This is a genomic window from Pedobacter chinensis, from assembly GCF_003339865.1.
Taxonomy (GTDB): Bacteria; Bacteroidota; Bacteroidia; order Sphingobacteriales; family Sphingobacteriaceae; genus Pedobacter; species Pedobacter chinensis.
Genome location: NZ_QPKV01000002.1, coordinates 686,761 through 704,373 on the forward strand (window position 1 = coordinate 686,761; position 17,613 = coordinate 704,373).

Consider the following 17,613-nt stretch of genomic DNA (forward strand, 5'->3'; position numbering starts at 1 on the left):
AGCTACGAAGTAAATCCCTAACCTATAAGCTGCATGAATGCCGGCAAAAGCAAGCAAACCAAACTTCCTTAAACGGTTTAATCCAATTTCCAATCGGGTCTTTCAAAATGACAGGTATAGCCGTAGGGATATTTTTGAAGATAATCCTGATGTTCCTCCTCAGCATTCCAGAAATCGCCGGCAGGAACAACTTCAGTTACAAATTTACCAGGCCATTTACCCGTGCTTTCCAGTTCTCCGATTAGTTGATTTGCAGTATCTTTTTGAACATCATTTTCATAAAAAATAGCCGAACGGTAAGATGTTCCAACATCATTTCCTTGTCTGTTTTTTGTGGTTGGGTCGTGAATTTGAAAGAAATATTCAAGTAGTTTACGGTATGATAATTTCTCAGGATCAAATACAATTTCGATAGCTTCAGCATGGGTTCCATGGTTACGATAAGTTGCATTAGGAACATCGCCTCCGGTATATCCAACAACAGTTAAAACAACGCCCGGAAGATTGCGAATTAACTCTTCAACTCCCCAAAAGCAACCGCCGGCCAGAATGGCTTTTTCAGTATTCATATATTTTATTTTTAGTTAATTTAAAGTTACGTCACAGTATGTTAATCAGCAAAAAGTTTAATCATCCTCATGTCTTAATAATAGGAACCAGACCTGTATCGAATCAACTATGGAGTAAATTATGGGAGATTTCTTATATCATCTCAGAGAATCATACTGTTTTGTTAAATCGAAAGATAGAGCATTAATGTCTTTTAATTTTTGCTGAAACAGATTATATGATTGATTTTTAAGGGATTTATATTTTATTAAATCATCTTCAACTGAAAGAAAACCGGTTTGATTTTTCAACTGTAAATTTGTAACAATGCTTTTTATTAAAAAATCGTCCTCTCTGTTTTCTGCGATGTCAGTTGCGAGATATATTGATGTAATCATTGCATTGATCTTGTAAATAATAACCTGCAATTCATATAAACTCTTCAAGTTTATATTTGATTGCCATGGTTCCTGGCTTGCTGATTCTATGGATTCAGACAAATCCGAAAGACTTAGATTGGCATTTTTTCTGGCCATTCTTGCTTTATTTTCATCATGCTTACTGGGTTTAGCAATTGCAATGAGAAAATAATTCAAACTTGAATTTGTGGCTTCTCTAATTTTTCCTCCAAGCTGTTTACTATCCCGTATTGGGAAAATATAAGTGGCAAGAATAGCGATTCCGCAGCCAATTATGGTAAACAAAATCCGGTCGTGTACAATATGGTCGAAGTGACCATGATAGCTTCCAAGTGTTAAAATAACCGCTGGTGTGATGAACAAAACGCCTATAGTATAGTTTATTCGGTTAAATGCATAAAAGCCCAGCAAACAAATGGCTGCAATGCTAAGCAAAACCACTGGACTTTTGATAAAAAAAATTAAAAATAAACCAATGATAACTCCGCCCAAACTACCTTTTAAACGCTGAAAATTGCGTTTCCAGGTAATTGAAAACTTTGGCCGGGCCACAATAACCAGGGTTAAAAAAAGCCAATAACTATATTTACTCGGGGCTAGCTGCCAGATCAGTATAAAACCAAAAAGAAAACAGATTGCCATTCGTAGCGAAAACCTAAAAATAGGCGATTTTAAACTGAGATGATCTTTTAGCGAAAAACGATCTGAACTCACAAACAGCGGATAAGATATTTCTTCACGATTTTTCAAACTTTGTTTACCCGGCCATTCATTTTTACGGATGGATAAAATAATGCTGGCAATATCATCGATATTGGCGACTATATTTCTAATAAATTCAGATTGGTCAGTACTCAAATACGTCATCTCTGAAAGTAAAAGTCCCCGGTCATTGCTGTATTTTGAATGGGAGGTAAATTCCGGATCAGAATCTTGAATCGATCGCACATGTTTTCCCAAATCCTCGATCTCTTCTGCAAGAAATCTGATCAGATTTGCAATAAGTTGTAAACCCGGGCCATTTGCCAGAGATTTTCTAACGAATTCATAATCAAAATGAACCGCATTTAATTGTTCATAAAGATCAATAAGTAGGCCTGCACGTTTTAAAAGAATTTGTCCTTTCTTATTATCGGGATTCATGGCATAACGATCAGTCAACAACAAATTCCGTATCAGTTCATGTTTTTGATTCACACGAATATGTAACTTGATAATATCTTTTTGCTGATGATCAAATGGTATGGAAGGATCGTAATTTTTAGCTTTTGCCTTTAGAAATGCGGCACTGGCAATTAAACATTCAAAAATTGCATGATTAAGCGAGCGATAAGGCCTGATCAAAGTTTGAATAAGGCTCACAACATAATACCAAATACCTCCAACTAGCATATAACCACTAAAATAGAGTGGCCTTTCAGGATGAAGTCCCATTACAAAAGCACATACAATTAGTGCCATCGTACCGATCAATCCCATTTTTTGGCCATAAACGGCCAGCAGCGATAAAGCAAAAGCCAATGACGTGATCATTACCGCCGATAAAACCGGGTAATCTAAAACCTGGGAAACCAACAGTGTGGTAAAAAAGAAAACGATTATGCTGATTATTGCAGTTTTGAGTTTATTTAATCTGTTATCAGGGAGATCAGTAAGGCTGATCAGTAAAGCTCCTACCCCAATTCCTGTGGCTGCTTCCTGATTGCCGAAATAAAAGAATACAACGATTGGAAATAGAATGGTTAAAGTTGTACGCAGCGCATCAGAAAAATATTCTCCAAGAAAAAAATAAGTAACATTTAATGCAATAGCCTTTTTGCCTCGATTAATCAAGATGGAATAATTTAATATCAGTTAGCAGTGCAAAGGTAAGCTAACAAATTAAATTTTCTGCTAAGGGAAATGAGGATTTAATTTCCAGGACGACCACCTTTGCAAGGCTGTCGTCCTGGCCTGTAGCGAAGCGGAATACTATGAAGTATTTTCAGCGGCCTAAAGAGATTTAATGGCTAAAGCTTTAAGATTCCCACTAACAAGGATGACATAGGCATAGCCCTGACATACAAGTTATTATTTAAATTTCTTCATAAAGTTGCTTACACTTTCCTCTAAATTTCCATCGGCGATGGCTTTAACGAAAGCTGTACCTATAATAGCTCCATTTGCATAAGCACATGCTTTATCGAAAGTTTGCTTGTCACTAATTCCAAAACCAATCATCGTTGGATTTTTCAGGTTCATATTCTTGATTCTGCTGAAATAAGTTTCTGTGGTATTCCCCACCTCCAGATTTTTACCTGTTGTTGCCGAAGAAGACAACAAATAAATAAATCCATTGGTTAATCCGTCAATCTTTTGAATGCGCTCATCGGCCGTTTGAGGTGTAATTAAAAATACGTTGCTTAGGTTGTGTTCTTCAAAACAGCCTTTATAAAATTCTTCATATTCAACCATTGGCAAATCAGGTACAATACAGCCATCTACGTCAACTTCGGCACAAGCTTTACAGAAATTTTCTACCCCAAATTGCAAAACCGGGTTAACATAGCCCATTAATAAAACAGGAATGGTTACGTTTTTACGCAAATCTTTCAATTGCTCAAAAAGCAATTTCAATGTCATACCCTGATCTAACGATTGCTTGCTACTCGCCTGAATAACCGGACCATCAGCAACGGGGTCAGAATACGGAAATCCGATTTCCAGCATATCTGCACCAGATTTTTCCAAAGCTTCTGCGATTTGAATGGTATCGCCTAAATTTGGATAACCGGCAGTGTAATAAATTGACAATATATTTTTCTTCGTTTCGAAGAGTTGTTTGATTCTATTCATGTTTTTATTCTTTTCGTCATTGCGAGGCACGAAGCAATCCTACAACACTTGTTAGGAATCATGATCCATAAGTTAGATTGCTTCGAGCCTTGCAATGACGACTTTTCTATAAATTAAAATATTTAATGTAAGTATCCAGATCCTTATCACCTCTGCCCGAAAGGCAAATAACCACATTTTCGCCTCCTTTAAATTCCATTTTCTCTAAATATGCCAATGCGTGTGCACTTTCAATTGCAGGAATAATGCCTTCTAACTTGGTGCAAAGCAATCCGGCTTCTAAACTTTCTTCATCGGTAATGGAAACGTACTTCCCTCGGCCGGTTTTAAACAGATGTGCATGTTGCGGACCAATACCAGGATAATCCAATCCGGCAGAAACTGAATGTGGTTCTACAACCTGCCCGTCTGGCGTTTGCATTAAAATACTTCTGCTTCCATGTAAAACACCTTCTTTGCCAAGATAAGTTGTTGCGGCAGAAAATCCGCTGGAAACACCTTTTCCTGCGGCTTCCACTGCAATCAGTTTAACATTTTCATCATCCATAAAATGATAAAACATGCCCATTGCATTACTTCCACCACCTACGCAAGCCAGAACGTAATCGGGTTGATCGCTTCCGGTTTGTTCTAAAAGCTGCTTTTTGGTTTCCTCTGAAATAATGGACTGAAAAATTGCCACCATATCAGGATAAGGATGTGGCCCGACCACCGAACCGATAATATAATGGGTATCAACCGGATTGTTAATCCAATCACGCATGGCCTCATTAGTGGCATCTTTCAGGGTTTTGCTACCAGAACTTGCAGGGACAACCTTTGCGCCCAACATTTTCATGCGCGCCACATTTGGCGCTTGCCGCTCAATATCAACCTCTCCCATATAAATCACACACTCTAAGTTACGCAGAGCACAAACGGTGGCCGTGGCCACACCATGTTGCCCCGCCCCAGTTTCGGCAATGATTCTTTTCTTACCCAGTTTTTCAGCAAGAAGAATTTGTCCGATGGTGTTATTGATTTTATGTGCGCCGGTATGGTTTAAATCTTCACGTTTCAGGAAAATATTAGCTCCATAACGTTCTGAATAGCGTTTTGCCAAATATAATGGAGAAGGGCGACCCACGTAATCTTTCAATAACTGATGAAATTCCTTTTGAAAATCAGGGTCTGCAATGATTTTTAAATAATTCTGACGTAATTCCTCAACATTCGGATAAAGCATTTCGGGGATGTACGCTCCTCCAAAATCTCCGTAATATCCTTTTTCATTTACTTTGTATTTCATATCTTTTTTATCAAACCTATCGGTTAAAACCGACTCTAATTCTCCCCATGATTGAAATCATGGGCTATGTTTTACCTACCAATTTTTCTAATAAATCTCTTAATCTTCTCTGCATCTTTTACGCCAGGTTCTGTTTCAAATCTGCTGTTAATATCCAAAGCATATAAACGTTCATCATTAATTTCTTTTATCGCTGGTGCGTGTTCCAAATCAATACCTCCACTTAAAAAGTAAGGCTTGTTTAATGTGTATTTTTCCAAAATCTTCCAATCGAAAGTTTTCCCGGAACCACCATGAGCTTTGGTTTTAGTATCAAACAAAAAGTAATCAACAGCATCTTTGTAAGTGCTCAAAAGAGAGAAATCAAAATCTTCATCAATGCCAAAAGCTTTGATTACTTCTAAATCACTGAATTCTGATTTTAAATCCATACAATATTCGGGTAATTCCGTTCCATGTAACTGAACAGATTTTAATTGATATAGATTTATCTTTTTCTTAACAAGCACTAAATCTTCATCAACAAAAACCCCAACTGTTTTAATTTCCGATGGGATGTATTTAATCAATTCTGCAGAAACATCACTAATCAATCTTGGTGATTTTTCATAAAAGATGAAACCTAAATAATCTGGTTTTAATGCTGCTACGGCTGCAATATTGGCTGCCAGTCGCATTCCGCAAACTTTAAGTTTTAATCCGTTCATTAAGCAATTAATTTTTTAAAGCTATCCAATGCTTTTTTACTCGCCAACGATTCTTCAGCTTCATAATAACAATCTGCAAAAGAAAGCTGAGGTTTAATGGTTCTGATGGCCAGCGCAGAATTGCATAAAACCACATTGTTTTGTACATCAGTTGCCTCTCCGTTTAAAACATTCATAAATATTTTAGCAGATGATTCGACTGTATCTCCCCCCTTGATCTCATCTACAGAAACCTTTTCAAAACCCATATCATTCAGGGTTAAAATGCTTTCACCTTTATTGTTAAAGGTTTTTACATCGCAGGTTAAAGAAATTTCATCATAACCTTCAAGCGCATGAACAATGGTGTAATTTTTAGTGGTATCCTGATATAAATAATTGTATAAACGGGCCAGTTCCAGGCTGAAAACACCAACCATCTGGTATTTTGGCTGTGATGGATTAACCATTGGACCTAACATATTGAAGAAAGTTTTTACGCCTAATTCTTTACGTATAGGTGCCACAATTTTCATTGCAGGATTAAACAAAGGAGCATGTAAAAAGCAAATGCCGGCTACATCCAGGTTTCGTTTTAAAACATCCTGATCGTTAGTAAAATCATAACCTAAATATTCCATCACATTTGATGAACCACAACCTGATGAAACGCCGTAATTACCATGTTTTGCTACCTGATACCCGGCTCCTGCCACCACAAAAGAGGAAAGCGTAGAAATATTGAATGTGTCCTTACCATCTCCTCCGGTACCGCATAAATCGATTAAATCATACCCGGCCAAATCTGCTTTGATACCTAAATCGAGCATTGCATCACGAAAACCCTGCAACTCATCAACAGTGATGTTGCGCATGGCATAAGCGGTAATAAATGCAGCAATCTGCGATGAATTAAATTCGCCTTTCGTAATCGAAATCAGGATATTTCTCGCCTCTTCCCTACTGAAACTCTTATTTTCGAATAAATGATTTAATATTCTTTTCATGTTAATGTGTTCAATTCAGGTTCATGTTTCCATGAACCGGCTAATGTTTCTGTCTCGTTTCGTGAGACACGAACCGGAGCATTGTTTAAAAAATTGCATAAAAAAAGGATTGCTTTTTGGGCAATCCTTTTCGTTTGTATAAAAATATTTTAAAATATATAACAATAGAATTTGCCTAACGAATTTCGTTATGCCACCACCAATTGTTATTTAAGTTTTTAGTCATCATGTTTGTACAGAACAAATATTGATATACTTTTTTATAATTCCAAGATCTTTCTAAAAATAATGGCTTTTCTAAAGAAATCACTGTTCAATAGATTTAAGCTTTAATCAATGGATTCTTTTCTTTAGCGAATAAATTAAAAACCTTTTTATCAACAAAAGCCGGAAACAATTTATTCATCCAAACGGCCAGTTTTCCCTGACCTGTCATAATCAGGGTACGTTTGCGTTTCTCTATACCATTAGCAATAATGCCTGCTACTTCTTCAGAAGTCATCATTTTACCCTCTTCCATGCTGGTTTCGCCATGAGCGGCACCATCTTTGGATAATGCTGCTACACGAATATTTGAAGCTGTAAATCCAGGACAAGCGACCAATACATTTACATCCGTTTTAAGCAGCTCAGTACGTAATGATTCCATAAAACCGTTCATTGCAAATTTAGACGCCGAGTAACCGGTTCTTCCCGGTAAGCCCCTGTAACCGGCTATTGATGAAATTCCAACTATTGTTCCTTTGGTTTTTAAAATTTCAGGCAAGGCGTATTTAGTACAATAAACCGTTCCCCAGAAATTTACATTCATCAGGTTCTTAAGTACCGATAAATCCAAATCATTGAATAAAGCCCGCATAGATAAACCAGCGTTATTAACCAGTATATCTATTTTATTAAAAGAAACCAGCGTTTGCTTAATAATCAATTCGCAATCTGTCTCTTTACTAACATCTGCCTGAACCGCAATTGCCCTAATGCCGTATTTCTTTTCCAAATCGGCCGTGATTTCGCATAACGTAACATATTGACGAGCCGCCAAAACCAGGTTTGCGCCTCGTTTAGCAAATTCTTCAGCGCAAGCTTTACCAATTCCGCTTGATGCGCCTGTGATGATGATTACTTTACCTTTTAAGTTCATTTTATAATATCGAGTAGTAAGTATCCAGTAGCAAGACCAGATACTATTAGTTTGTTTTAAAATAGTTTGTTGCTGTGGCAACCTGATCTGTATTGATGATATCTGCACCTAAGCTGCAAAGTAACTCCCAGCAGGCCTCATAATCGGGTGCATTCCAAAATCTAAATGGTTTTCCTATTTGATGTGCATCATTGATTACTTTCTGCAATTTTTCTTTATCCTGATCAGAAATTTCGCCTACACCTTTCCATTTAGAGTAAGTGGCAAAATTATCGCTGATCATTACCACTTTATTTAAATCTTCTGATGGATACTGATGGTTGGGTAAACCATCAAAAAACAGTTCTTTGTATTGATGAAAAGTGGAATCTGCCGGCCGATTACCACTGATTACAACAGAAATCTTCATCCCATTTTTCTCAAAACTGTTCTTATACTTTTTCAAAGCCTTAAGCAATACAGGGTAAGTTAAATCAAAATTATCCTTAAAATCAATCATTAATTGAAAAGTATAATATTTATCTTTTTTAGATAATGCCCGAATGGGTTTCAAATAAAGCTTCTCCAATGTATTTTTGCCTTTGATTTCTTTTCTGCTATGTGCCACAATTAAAGTGTGTTTTACTAAAAAGACATCTGCTTCTATAGAAAATGCTTTATTCTCAATAGCATCATAGAAAGGTTTTGGATGTGTATAATCGTTATGCGAATGAATTTTAACCTGAGCCTGCACCATAAAGCTCAAAATCATTAACGAAAAGAAAACGACAATCCGCTTAGCCATTATTTCATCATTGCGTTTTCGTAAGGAACCCGGGTAATTATCGATCGGCCCAAAGTAATTTCATCGGTATACTCCAGTTCGCCACCAAAAGCAATTCCTCTTGCAATCGTGGTAATCGGGACATTAAATTCTTTCAATCTTTTGTAAAGATAGAAGAGTGTGGTATCGCCTTCCATATTTGGGCTCAAAGCCAGAATAACTTCCTTAATATCGCCAGCCGAAACGCGTTGAACCAAACCATCAATATATAAATCTGTTGGCCCGATGCCATCCATTGGTGAAATTAAACCGCCTAAAACATGATAAACGCCAAAATATTGAGCAGTATTTTCAATTGCCATCACATCCCGCGTGTCTTCTACCACACAAATGGTTTCTTTGTCCCGTTTATGTGAGGTACAGATTTCACAAATGGTATGATCAGAAATGTTATAGCAAATGTTGCAGTTTTTAATTTTCTGTTTTAACTTGATTAAAGTATTTCCAAACTGGTTTACCTCTTCTTGTTCCTTGTTTAAAAGGTGTAAAACCAATCTCAATGCAGTCTTCTGCCCAACACCAGGTAATTTAGAAAATTCGTTTACCGCATCTTCAAGCAGTTTGGATGAAAAATTCATATCGCAAAAATATGTAAAAATGTTCATTAGTCATTGGTTCAATTGTTCATTGGGTTAGGCGCCCAGACAAATGAACTATTGAACCAATGACTAATGAACTACTAACAAATGAACTATTGACATTAGTAGGTAATTTCTTACATTTAGCAGCTTAAAATAAAACTATGTCACCAACCATTCTATTATGTTTTTTAATCGGCTATTTTTTATTGCTGATCATTATCTCATTTGTTACCTCCAAAGAATCATCAGACAACTCTACTTTTTTCATTGCCAACCGAAACTCAAAATGGTATCTGGTTGCCTTCGGAATGATTGGAACCGCGCTTTCCGGTGTAACATTTATCTCTGTTCCGGGAGAGGTTGGAGCACCGGCAGGAAATCAATTTCAATATTTTCAATTCGTTCTGGGTAATGCAGTGGGGTTTATTATCATCGCGACTGTTTTATTGCCGTTGTATTACCGGATGAAATTAACATCCATATACAGTTACATTGAGCAACGTTTAGGTTATTATAGCTACAAAACTGCTGCATCGATATTTTTATTAAGCCGTACGCTTGGTTCTGCAACGAGGCTTTATTTAGTTGTAATTGTTTTACAACGCTTCATATTCGATAATTATGGTGTGCCTTTTTGGTTAACAGTGCTGATATCTTTGGCACTGATTTGGTCATATACTTTTAAAGGCGGATTAAAAACCATTATCATAACCGATACACTTCAAACATTTTTCCTGGTGCTTTCGGTTTTCCTGACCATTTACTTCATTTGTAACAGCCTGAATTTCAATATTCCCGAAGCCTTTGAAACTGTTAAAAACAGCAGTTACTCTAAAATATTCTTTTGGGATGATTTTTTGACCAATAAATTCAATTTCAGTAAACAGTTTATAGGGGGTATTTTTGTTACCATTGCCATGACAGGGTTAGATCAGGATTTGATGCAAAAAAACCTGAGTATGAGCACCATCAAGGAAGCTCAAAAAAACATGTTTACTTTTACAGGAGTATTTGTCATTTTAAACGTATTTTTCTTAAGTGTTGGTGCTCTGTTGTATATTTTTGCCGCAAAAAACGGCGTTGAAATTCCATTAGATCACATTACCTCAAAACCACGAACTGATTTATTATTCCCTGAAATTGCTTTAAACAGCTTGGGGGCAATTCCGGCAATTATATTTATGCTGGGCTTAACCGCTGCAACATTTGCTACTACCGATTCGGCTCTTACTGCATTAACCACTTCTTTTTGCGTAGACTTTTTAGGCATGAACAAAGCCGAAAATGTAAATGCTGCAGATGCTGTAAAAAAACGACACACTGTTCATGTGGCCTTCTCTATTTTAATGTTTTTGGTAATTATTGTAATCAATATACTTAATAGTTCATCCGTTGTAAGTTTAATTTTTACCATTGCATCCTATACTTATGGGCCCCTTTTAGGTTTGTATAGTTTTGGATTGTTTGTAAAAAACCGTGGTTTGCATGACAAATTAGTGCCAATTGTTTGCATTTTATCACCTTTTTTATGTTACTTGCTTTCATCGTATTCAACTGTTTTATTAGGTGGCTACGTTTTTAGTGTTGAACTGATTTTGATTAACGGTTTAATCACATTTATTGGCTTGCTTTTCATCAGTAAAAAAACTGATGCGCAAACCAGATTTTAATATTAGAATACAGTATATATGACGAGTGAAGAAAAAATCAGAAGTGCTTTTGAAAACAAAGACTGGCAGGAAATTAAGGTAACTGATTCCTGGCAAATTTTTAAAATAATGGCCGAGTTTGTAGATGGTTTTGAAAAACTGGCGAAAATTGGTCCTTGTGTAACCATTTACGGTTCTGCCCGTACGGCACAAACGAACAGATATTATCAATTAGCAGAACAATGTGGCAAGCTTTTAACCGATCGGGGTTACGGTGTAATTACCGGTGGCGGGCCAGGTATTATGGAAGCTGGTAACAAAGGTGCCCATACCAATGGAGGTAAATCTGTTGGTTTAAACATCGAACTACCTTTCGAGCAGTTCCACAATAAATACATCGATCATAATAAATTATTAGAGTTTGATTATTTCTTTGTGCGCAAAGTGATGTTTATGAAATATAGCCAGGGATTTGTGGTACTTCCTGGTGGTTTTGGCACCATGGATGAACTTTTTGAAGCTTTAACCCTTATTCAAACCGGTAAGATTGCCCGTTTCCCGATTGTTTTGGTGGGCAGCGATTATTGGAGTGGATTAATTGACTGGATTAAAGGTACCATGTTACAGAAAGAACATAATATCCATGAGGAAGATTTGAACTTATTCCGCCTTGTAGATACTGCTGAAGAGGCCGCAGAACATATTTTCAGATTCTATAATAAATATGTACTTAAACCGAACTTCTAACGAGTATTCTCGAATTTACTGGTTTAAGACATTAACATTGAAAAAAATAACACCAAAGTGCTTGTTTTCGCGGGCGCTTTTTTTGTGTCTTTATTTTTTGCTGTAACAACTGGCAAAAACCATCATCTAAAATATAACGTATTTCAAATGGTAAAATTCGTTGACTGAAAATAATCGATTTATATAAAATTTAACTGTTTTTTATAACATGTTTATTTAAGATGCTTGTGTTGGTTATGGTATAAAATACAACAAGACATCACTAATTAATTTTTGATACACAACCTTCTGAAATGGAGAAAATATTAAATTGGAGAAAAGGGTTATTTGATAGCAATTATCAGGTATTTGGAGATGGTTTTTTAAAATTTTCGCTGAATTTTAGTTCATTAAAAAATTCTGCCATTGCTACAACGCAAGGTGGAATTTACCTTTTACGAAGTGAAGGATATAGCAACCCGGAAACTAAAATATTAAATAACCAGAATGAAGTTTTGGCCGTAATTCGATATGATTGGTTAGCCATTAAAGCGAGGGTTATTTTCACATCAGGAGCCCAGTTTGATTGGAGCTTTCAAAATAGCTGGTTGAGCAGATGGTCATTAAATAATCGGGCGGATAAACAGATAATCTATAACTCATCTACCACGAGCGGACTTATTCACACCAATGTGAATGATGATATTTTAATATTTACAGGTTTATTTATTCGGGAATATTATTCCAGAATTCTTTATGCTTTTGTATTCTTTGTGATCTTTTTATCGTTTGTCAGGAATATTTTTTAGGGTTGGTACAAGAAAGAATTTCCCAATCATTCTGATCTTCGGAGAAACAATAATCTCATTATCAAAACTTAAATTGAGTCATTTTTTTATCTCTACCATTAAGAAATTAAGAGCATTAAGCTCGTTTGCCTTAATTTAAAGCCTTAATGGTAAAATCCCTTATGTCAGGTCTTTTTTCTTGTAACCATTGAGAAGTCAAGAACATTTAAGCTCCATTGCCTTAATTTTTCTTAAAGCCTTAATGGTAAATTTCTCGGCATATTATGGGGTAAAATCCCTTTATGTCAGGCCTTTTTTCTTGTAACCATTGAGAAGTTAAGAGCATTTAAGCTCATTTGCCTTAATTTTTCTTAAAGCCTTAATGGTAAATTTCTCGGCATATTATGGGGTAAAATCCCTTATGTCAGGCCTTTTTTCTTGTAACCATTGAGAAGTTAAGAACATTTAAGCTCATTTGCCTTAATTTCTTAAAGCCTTAATGGTAAATTTCTCGGCATATTATGGGGTAAAATCCCTTTATGTCAGGCCTTTTTTCTTGTAACCATTGAGAAGTTAAGAGCATTTAAGCTCATTTGCCTTAATTTTTCTTAAAGCCTTAATGGTAAATTTCTCGGCATATTATGGGGTAAAATCCCTTATGTCAGGCCTTTTTTCTTGTAACCAATTGAGAAGTTAAGAACATTTAAGCTCATTTGCCTTAATTTTTCTTAAAGCCTTAATGGTAAATTTCTCGGCATATTGTGGGGTAAAATCCCTTTATGTCAGGCCTTTTTTCTTGTAACCATTGAGAAGTTAAGCTCATTTGCCTTAATTTTTCTTAAAGCCTTAATGGTAAATTTCTCGGCATATTAGGGGGTAAAATCCCTTTATGTCAGGCCTTTTTTCTTGTAACCATTGAGAAGTTAAGAACATTTAAGCTCATTTGCCTTAATTTTTCTTAAAGTCTTAATGGTAAATTTCTCGGCATATTATGGGGTAAAATCCCTTTATGTCAGGCCTTTTTTCTTGTAACCATTGAGAAGTTAAGCTCATTTGCCTTAATTTTTCTTAAAGCCTTAATGGTAAATTTCTCAGCATATTAGGGGGTAAAATCCCTTTATGTCAGGCCTTTTTTCTTGTAACCATTGAGAAGTTAAGAACATTTAAGCTCATTTGCCTTAATTTTTCTTAAAGTCTTAATGGTAAATTTCTCGGCATATTATGGGGTAAAATCCCTTTATGTCAGGCCTTTTTTCTTGTAACCATTGAGAAGTTAAGCTCATTTGCCTTAATTTTTCTTAAAGCCTTAATGGTAAATTTCTCGGCATATTATATTATGGTATATCTGAATCATTTTAACAATTTATAATCCACTAACGCCACCACTAACAACCAATTTCATGGCATCAGCAGCGCTCATATTCAAATCTTCAACCTTATCTCTCTTTACGATACAAAGCTGGCCTGCAAAGGAATAAGATAATGGAAAATACACAGCAACTTCATCAGGCAAATTAAGTTTATGCAGATCGTTTTGAGTTAAAAATCCAATTTTTTTCAGCCCTCCTTCCACTTCGACCAACACCGGGTGATTAAATTTCTTTTCATCGCCTACAAATGCTTCCGTTAAATCTTTAATTGAAGAATAGATAAAATTGAACAGCGGTAGCCGGTGCATCAAACGCTGAAACCAGTTATACATCGGTTCGGTAACCAAATTGGTTACAAAAATCCCTGCAAGCAAAATGATTGTAATAACGGTTAGCAAACCTAAACCTGGAATGTTTCTGCTTTCGCCGGTTTGAGGGTTTACGCCTAATATGTTATTGACATTTAACCAGCTATCAACGGTAGTAACGGCCCAAACTACAATAAAAATGCTCACTGCTATGGGCACAACAATTAATAAACCTTTAATCAAATAGTTTAAAATGGCTTTCCCGACTTTGTTCATGCTGCAAATTTACCTAAAATTTGGTTAATTGCTTAACTGTTTAATTGCTTAGAAAAGTTCAGTATTTCATCTGCTTACTGATTTATCCTGTTAAGTGCCCCAACAAATGAACTGATGATAATAATGATACAAAATCAGCCAGGAAAATTATTCATAAAAATAAACTCTTTTTACTCTTTGAGATATATTAGTCAGAATTTCATAAGGAATGGTATTAATATCGCTGGCTAATTGCATGATCGTATGCTCGTGATTGAAAACGATTGCTTCATCGCCTGGTTTGGCATCAATTCCTGTAATATCGAGCATGGTCATATCCATGCAAATTGAGCCAATTGTTGGTACCAAATGGCCATTAATAAGCATTTTGCCTACCCCATTTCCAAAGGCACGACCATATCCATCGGCATATCCGATTTTAACAGTTGCAATTTTGCCGCCATCAGGCATTACTCCGCTTCTGCTATAACCAACGGTTTCTCCTGGTTCCAGGGTTTTAATCTGTGTTACTGTTGTTTTCAAAACCATCACGGTTTGCAATCCACGGTTATGTACAAGAGCCGAATCAAAACCATATAAGCCAATTCCTAAGCGAACCATGTCCATTTGTCCATCTGGCCAGCGACTAATTCCCGAAGTATTCGCAATATGTAGTAAAGGTTTGTAACCCAAAGCAGCAATTAACAAATTGGCTGTTTCTTTAAATTTTTCAATCTGCTTTTGTGTAAAACCATCATGTTCAGCTTCTCCACTAGCCACCAAATGAGAAAATATGCTTTGAACCTTTAATCGTTGAGCATCTTTTAACAGTTCTGCCAATTGATCAATTTCCTTTTGATCAAAACCTAAACGATGCATACCGCTATCAATTTTAATGTGGATCGGATAATCGAAACGATAATCGCTAAGCGCATTCAGAAAGCTGTTCAGAATTTCCAGACTGTAAATCTCAGGTTCAAGGTTGTGCTTAATAATCGCATCAAATGCCGATTCTTCAGGACTCATGACCATGATTGGCAAAGTAATACCGGCCTTTCGCAAGGCAATACCTTCATCTGCATAGGCTACAGCTAAATAATCAACTTTATGAAATTGCAAAAGATTTGCGATTTCGAAACTACCACTGCCGTATGAAAAAGCCTTAACCATTACCATTATTTTAACTCCCGGTTTAATTTTAGAACGATAAAATTGTAGATTCCCCGCCATGGCGTTTAAATCAATTTCCAAAACAGTATCGTGGATTTTCTGGGTAAGCAACTTACTGATCCTGCCAAACCCGAAACGCCTTGCTCCTTTAACCAATATCGTTTCATGATTAAATTGTAAACCCGGAAAAGCCTCAATAAAGGCATTTGTATCTTCAAAAAATTGCGTTTCACACTTAAACAATTCAGCATAACGGGAAAGGTGAGTTCCAATTCCAATCAGGCGGTTTACTTTCTTTTGTGCCAGCAAATCGGCAATTTCTGTATATAAATCCAAATCGTCCTGCCCGGTTTCGAATAATTCAGAAAGAATTACAGTTTTCTTAGGATGCTGATTTTGTTGATTTAGAAAATCGAGTGCTATTGCCAGTGATGAAATATCAGCACTATAAGAATCATCTATGATTGAACATTGGTTGATACCGTTCTTCAGCTCTAAACGCATACTTACATGGCTTAATTTCTCTAAACGTGTGTCTGCCTGTTCAGGTGAATAACCCAGCGCAAGTAATGTTGCCCAGCAAATCATGCCATTTTCTATAGACGCCTTATCTTTAAAAGGCAGCATACATTCTATTTCTCTGTCTTGATAAATCGCTCTTAAATAACAATTTCCCTCGATAGGTTCAACTGCAATAATTCGTAAATCAGCGGCTTGCCTGCTACTCCAGCTAAAGTGTTTCTTTCCCGGCAATTTTTTGAAATTGATTTCAGTTACATATTCCGGCGAATAAATCAGCAATTCCACATCTTTAAAAAGCTTTAATTTTTCAATAAGCTTTTCTTTTTTAGAGCTAAAACCTTCGGCATGAGCCTCTCCAATATTGGTTAAAATGCCTATTTGGGGTTGAATGATTTTAGCGAGGTCTTCCATTTCATTCACTGCCGAAATACCAGCTTCAAAAATTCCGAGGGTGTTATTGGAGTCGATTTGCCAAACGGAAAGTGGAACACCAATTTGTGAGTTATAACTTTTCGGGCTGCGAACAATATCAAAATCTGTAGCCAGAAGTTGATATAACCACTCCTTAACAATCGTTTTACCATTGCTTCCGGTAATACCGATGGTTTTTAAATCAAAATGCTTTCTATGCTCTATTGCTAATTTCTGAAGAGATTTGAGAACGTTATCCACCACTATAAAATTACAATCGGTATACTGTTCGATGTATTTTTTCTCACTGATCACAAAATTCCGGATATCTTTTGAATAAGCATCTTTTATAAATTCATGACCATCGCGATGAGAGGACAAGGCAAAAAACAAAGAATTTTCAGGTACTAAAACCGAGCGACTATCAATAACCAAATATTGTATAATAGTTTGTGCATCAAATAGTTTTACTTCAGCATTTAAAATATCCGCTATTTTGGAAATGGTATATATCGGGTTCAGCATTTTATTATATTCAGAAAAATACGGTAATCGTTTTTATTTTTACGAAGTTCAATAAATAATTATGAAAAGTGGTAAACAAGAAGCAGCAATATTAGATAAAAAACAGGCATTAGCCAAGGCTGAAAATTTTTGCGTTTACCAGGAACGTTCGCAAAAAGAAGTTCGATATAAACTGGTGGAATGGGGAATTAGAGGAGATGAATTGGAAGAAATTCTGTCAGAGCTGATCATGAATAATTTCTTAAATGAAGAACGTTTTGCAAAATCATATGCATCAGGAAAATTTAACGTCAAAAAATGGGGCCGGGCCAAAATAAAGCAAGGCTTAAAATTGAAAGGAGTGACAGATAAACTTTTACAGAAGGCATTATATAGTTTGGATGATGATGATTATCTTGAAACCTTAACGGCATTAGCAGTTAAAAAAGCCGAAACTTTGAACGAATCCAATCCATTAAAAAGAAAAATGAAGTTAATGAACTACCTGCAGGGAAGAGGATTTGAAACTGATTTAATTTTACTTGCACTGAAAGCCAGCAATTTAAATTAAATATTAAATT

At 36.0% G+C, this 17,613-nt stretch carries 15 protein-coding genes; 4 read left to right on the plus strand and 11 right to left on the minus strand.

The genetic code is table 11. The features are described 5' to 3' along the window. Positions 1 to 77 precede the first annotated feature (77 nt). The 9 genes from msrA to recR form a co-directional block, all read right to left on the minus strand. Positions 78 to 569, minus strand: a complete 492-nt coding sequence (gene msrA, locus DU508_RS04235; RefSeq protein WP_115401570.1) for a peptide-methionine (S)-S-oxide reductase MsrA — start codon at positions 567 to 569, stop codon at positions 78 to 80. 138 nt (positions 570 to 707) lie between these two features. Further along, positions 708 to 2,801 carry an FUSC family protein gene (locus DU508_RS04240; protein WP_115401571.1) on the minus strand — a complete coding sequence of 698 codons (2,094 nt, stop codon included), beginning with the start codon at positions 2,799 to 2,801 and terminating at the stop codon, positions 708 to 710. Between the two features lie 237 nt (positions 2,802 to 3,038). Then, a complete protein-coding gene (gene trpA / locus DU508_RS04245) occupies positions 3,039 to 3,803 on the minus strand; it encodes a tryptophan synthase subunit alpha (RefSeq protein WP_115401572.1) in 765 nt (254 codons plus the stop codon). 106 nt (positions 3,804 to 3,909) lie between these two features. Beyond that, the gene (gene trpB / locus DU508_RS04250; protein WP_115401573.1) at positions 3,910 to 5,091 is read right to left on the minus strand and encodes a tryptophan synthase subunit beta; all 1,182 of its coding nucleotides are present in this window, start codon (positions 5,089 to 5,091) and stop codon (positions 3,910 to 3,912) included. Positions 5,092 to 5,162: 71 nt separating this feature from the next. Continuing rightward, positions 5,163 to 5,798: a phosphoribosylanthranilate isomerase gene (locus tag DU508_RS04255; protein ID WP_115401574.1), complete on the minus strand. Its 636-nt coding sequence runs from the start codon at positions 5,796 to 5,798 to the stop codon at positions 5,163 to 5,165. Further along, entirely contained in the window at positions 5,798 to 6,784 is a 987-nt protein-coding gene (gene trpD / locus DU508_RS04260; RefSeq protein ID WP_115401575.1) for an anthranilate phosphoribosyltransferase, read from the minus strand. The genes DU508_RS04255 and trpD overlap by 1 nt, the downstream gene beginning before the upstream one ends. Positions 6,785 to 7,106: 322 nt before the next feature. Further along, on the minus strand, positions 7,107 to 7,925 hold the full coding sequence (locus tag DU508_RS04265) for an SDR family oxidoreductase (RefSeq protein ID WP_115401576.1): 819 nt from the start codon (positions 7,923 to 7,925) through the stop codon (positions 7,107 to 7,109). A 46-nt stretch (positions 7,926 to 7,971) separates the two neighbouring features. Next, a complete protein-coding gene (locus DU508_RS04270) occupies positions 7,972 to 8,709 on the minus strand; it encodes a phosphatidylinositol-specific phospholipase C/glycerophosphodiester phosphodiesterase family protein (RefSeq protein WP_147273587.1) in 738 nt (245 codons plus the stop codon). Beyond that, a complete protein-coding gene (gene recR / locus DU508_RS04275) occupies positions 8,709 to 9,326 on the minus strand; it encodes a recombination mediator RecR (protein WP_115401578.1) in 618 nt (205 codons plus the stop codon). The genes DU508_RS04270 and recR overlap by 1 nt, the downstream gene beginning before the upstream one ends. A 164-nt stretch (positions 9,327 to 9,490) precedes the next feature. On the opposite strand from recR, the gene DU508_RS04280 reads away from it, so the two are divergent. The 3 genes from DU508_RS04280 to DU508_RS04290 all read left to right on the plus strand — a co-directional run bounded on the left by DU508_RS04280 (position 9,491) and on the right by DU508_RS04290 (position 12,513). Then, positions 9,491 to 10,999 (plus strand): sodium:solute symporter, encoded by a 1,509-nt coding sequence (locus tag DU508_RS04280; RefSeq protein ID WP_115401579.1) that lies wholly within the window; start codon positions 9,491 to 9,493, stop codon positions 10,997 to 10,999. Between the two features lie 18 nt (positions 11,000 to 11,017). Then, entirely contained in the window at positions 11,018 to 11,725 is a 708-nt protein-coding gene (locus DU508_RS04285) for an LOG family protein (RefSeq protein ID WP_115401580.1), read from the plus strand. Between the two features lie 293 nt (positions 11,726 to 12,018). Continuing rightward, positions 12,019 to 12,513, plus strand: coding sequence for a hypothetical protein (locus DU508_RS04290; protein ID WP_115401581.1), 495 nt, complete (start codon positions 12,019 to 12,021; stop codon positions 12,511 to 12,513). Between the two features lie 1,342 nt (positions 12,514 to 13,855). On the opposite strand, the gene DU508_RS04295 is transcribed toward DU508_RS04290, so the two are convergent. Then, positions 13,856 to 14,446: a DUF502 domain-containing protein gene (locus tag DU508_RS04295; protein WP_115401582.1), complete on the minus strand. Its 591-nt coding sequence runs from the start codon at positions 14,444 to 14,446 to the stop codon at positions 13,856 to 13,858. Between the two features lie 147 nt (positions 14,447 to 14,593). After that, complete coding sequence (locus tag DU508_RS04300) at positions 14,594 to 17,053, minus strand: bifunctional UDP-N-acetylmuramoyl-tripeptide:D-alanyl-D-alanine ligase/alanine racemase (protein ID WP_115401583.1); 2,460 nt, start codon at positions 17,051 to 17,053, stop codon at positions 14,594 to 14,596. A 61-nt stretch (positions 17,054 to 17,114) separates the two neighbouring features. Between DU508_RS04300 and DU508_RS04305 the strand changes: the two genes are divergently transcribed. Beyond that, positions 17,115 to 17,603, plus strand: coding sequence for a regulatory protein RecX (locus DU508_RS04305; protein WP_115401584.1), 489 nt, complete (start codon positions 17,115 to 17,117; stop codon positions 17,601 to 17,603). Positions 17,604 to 17,613 lie beyond the last annotated feature (10 nt).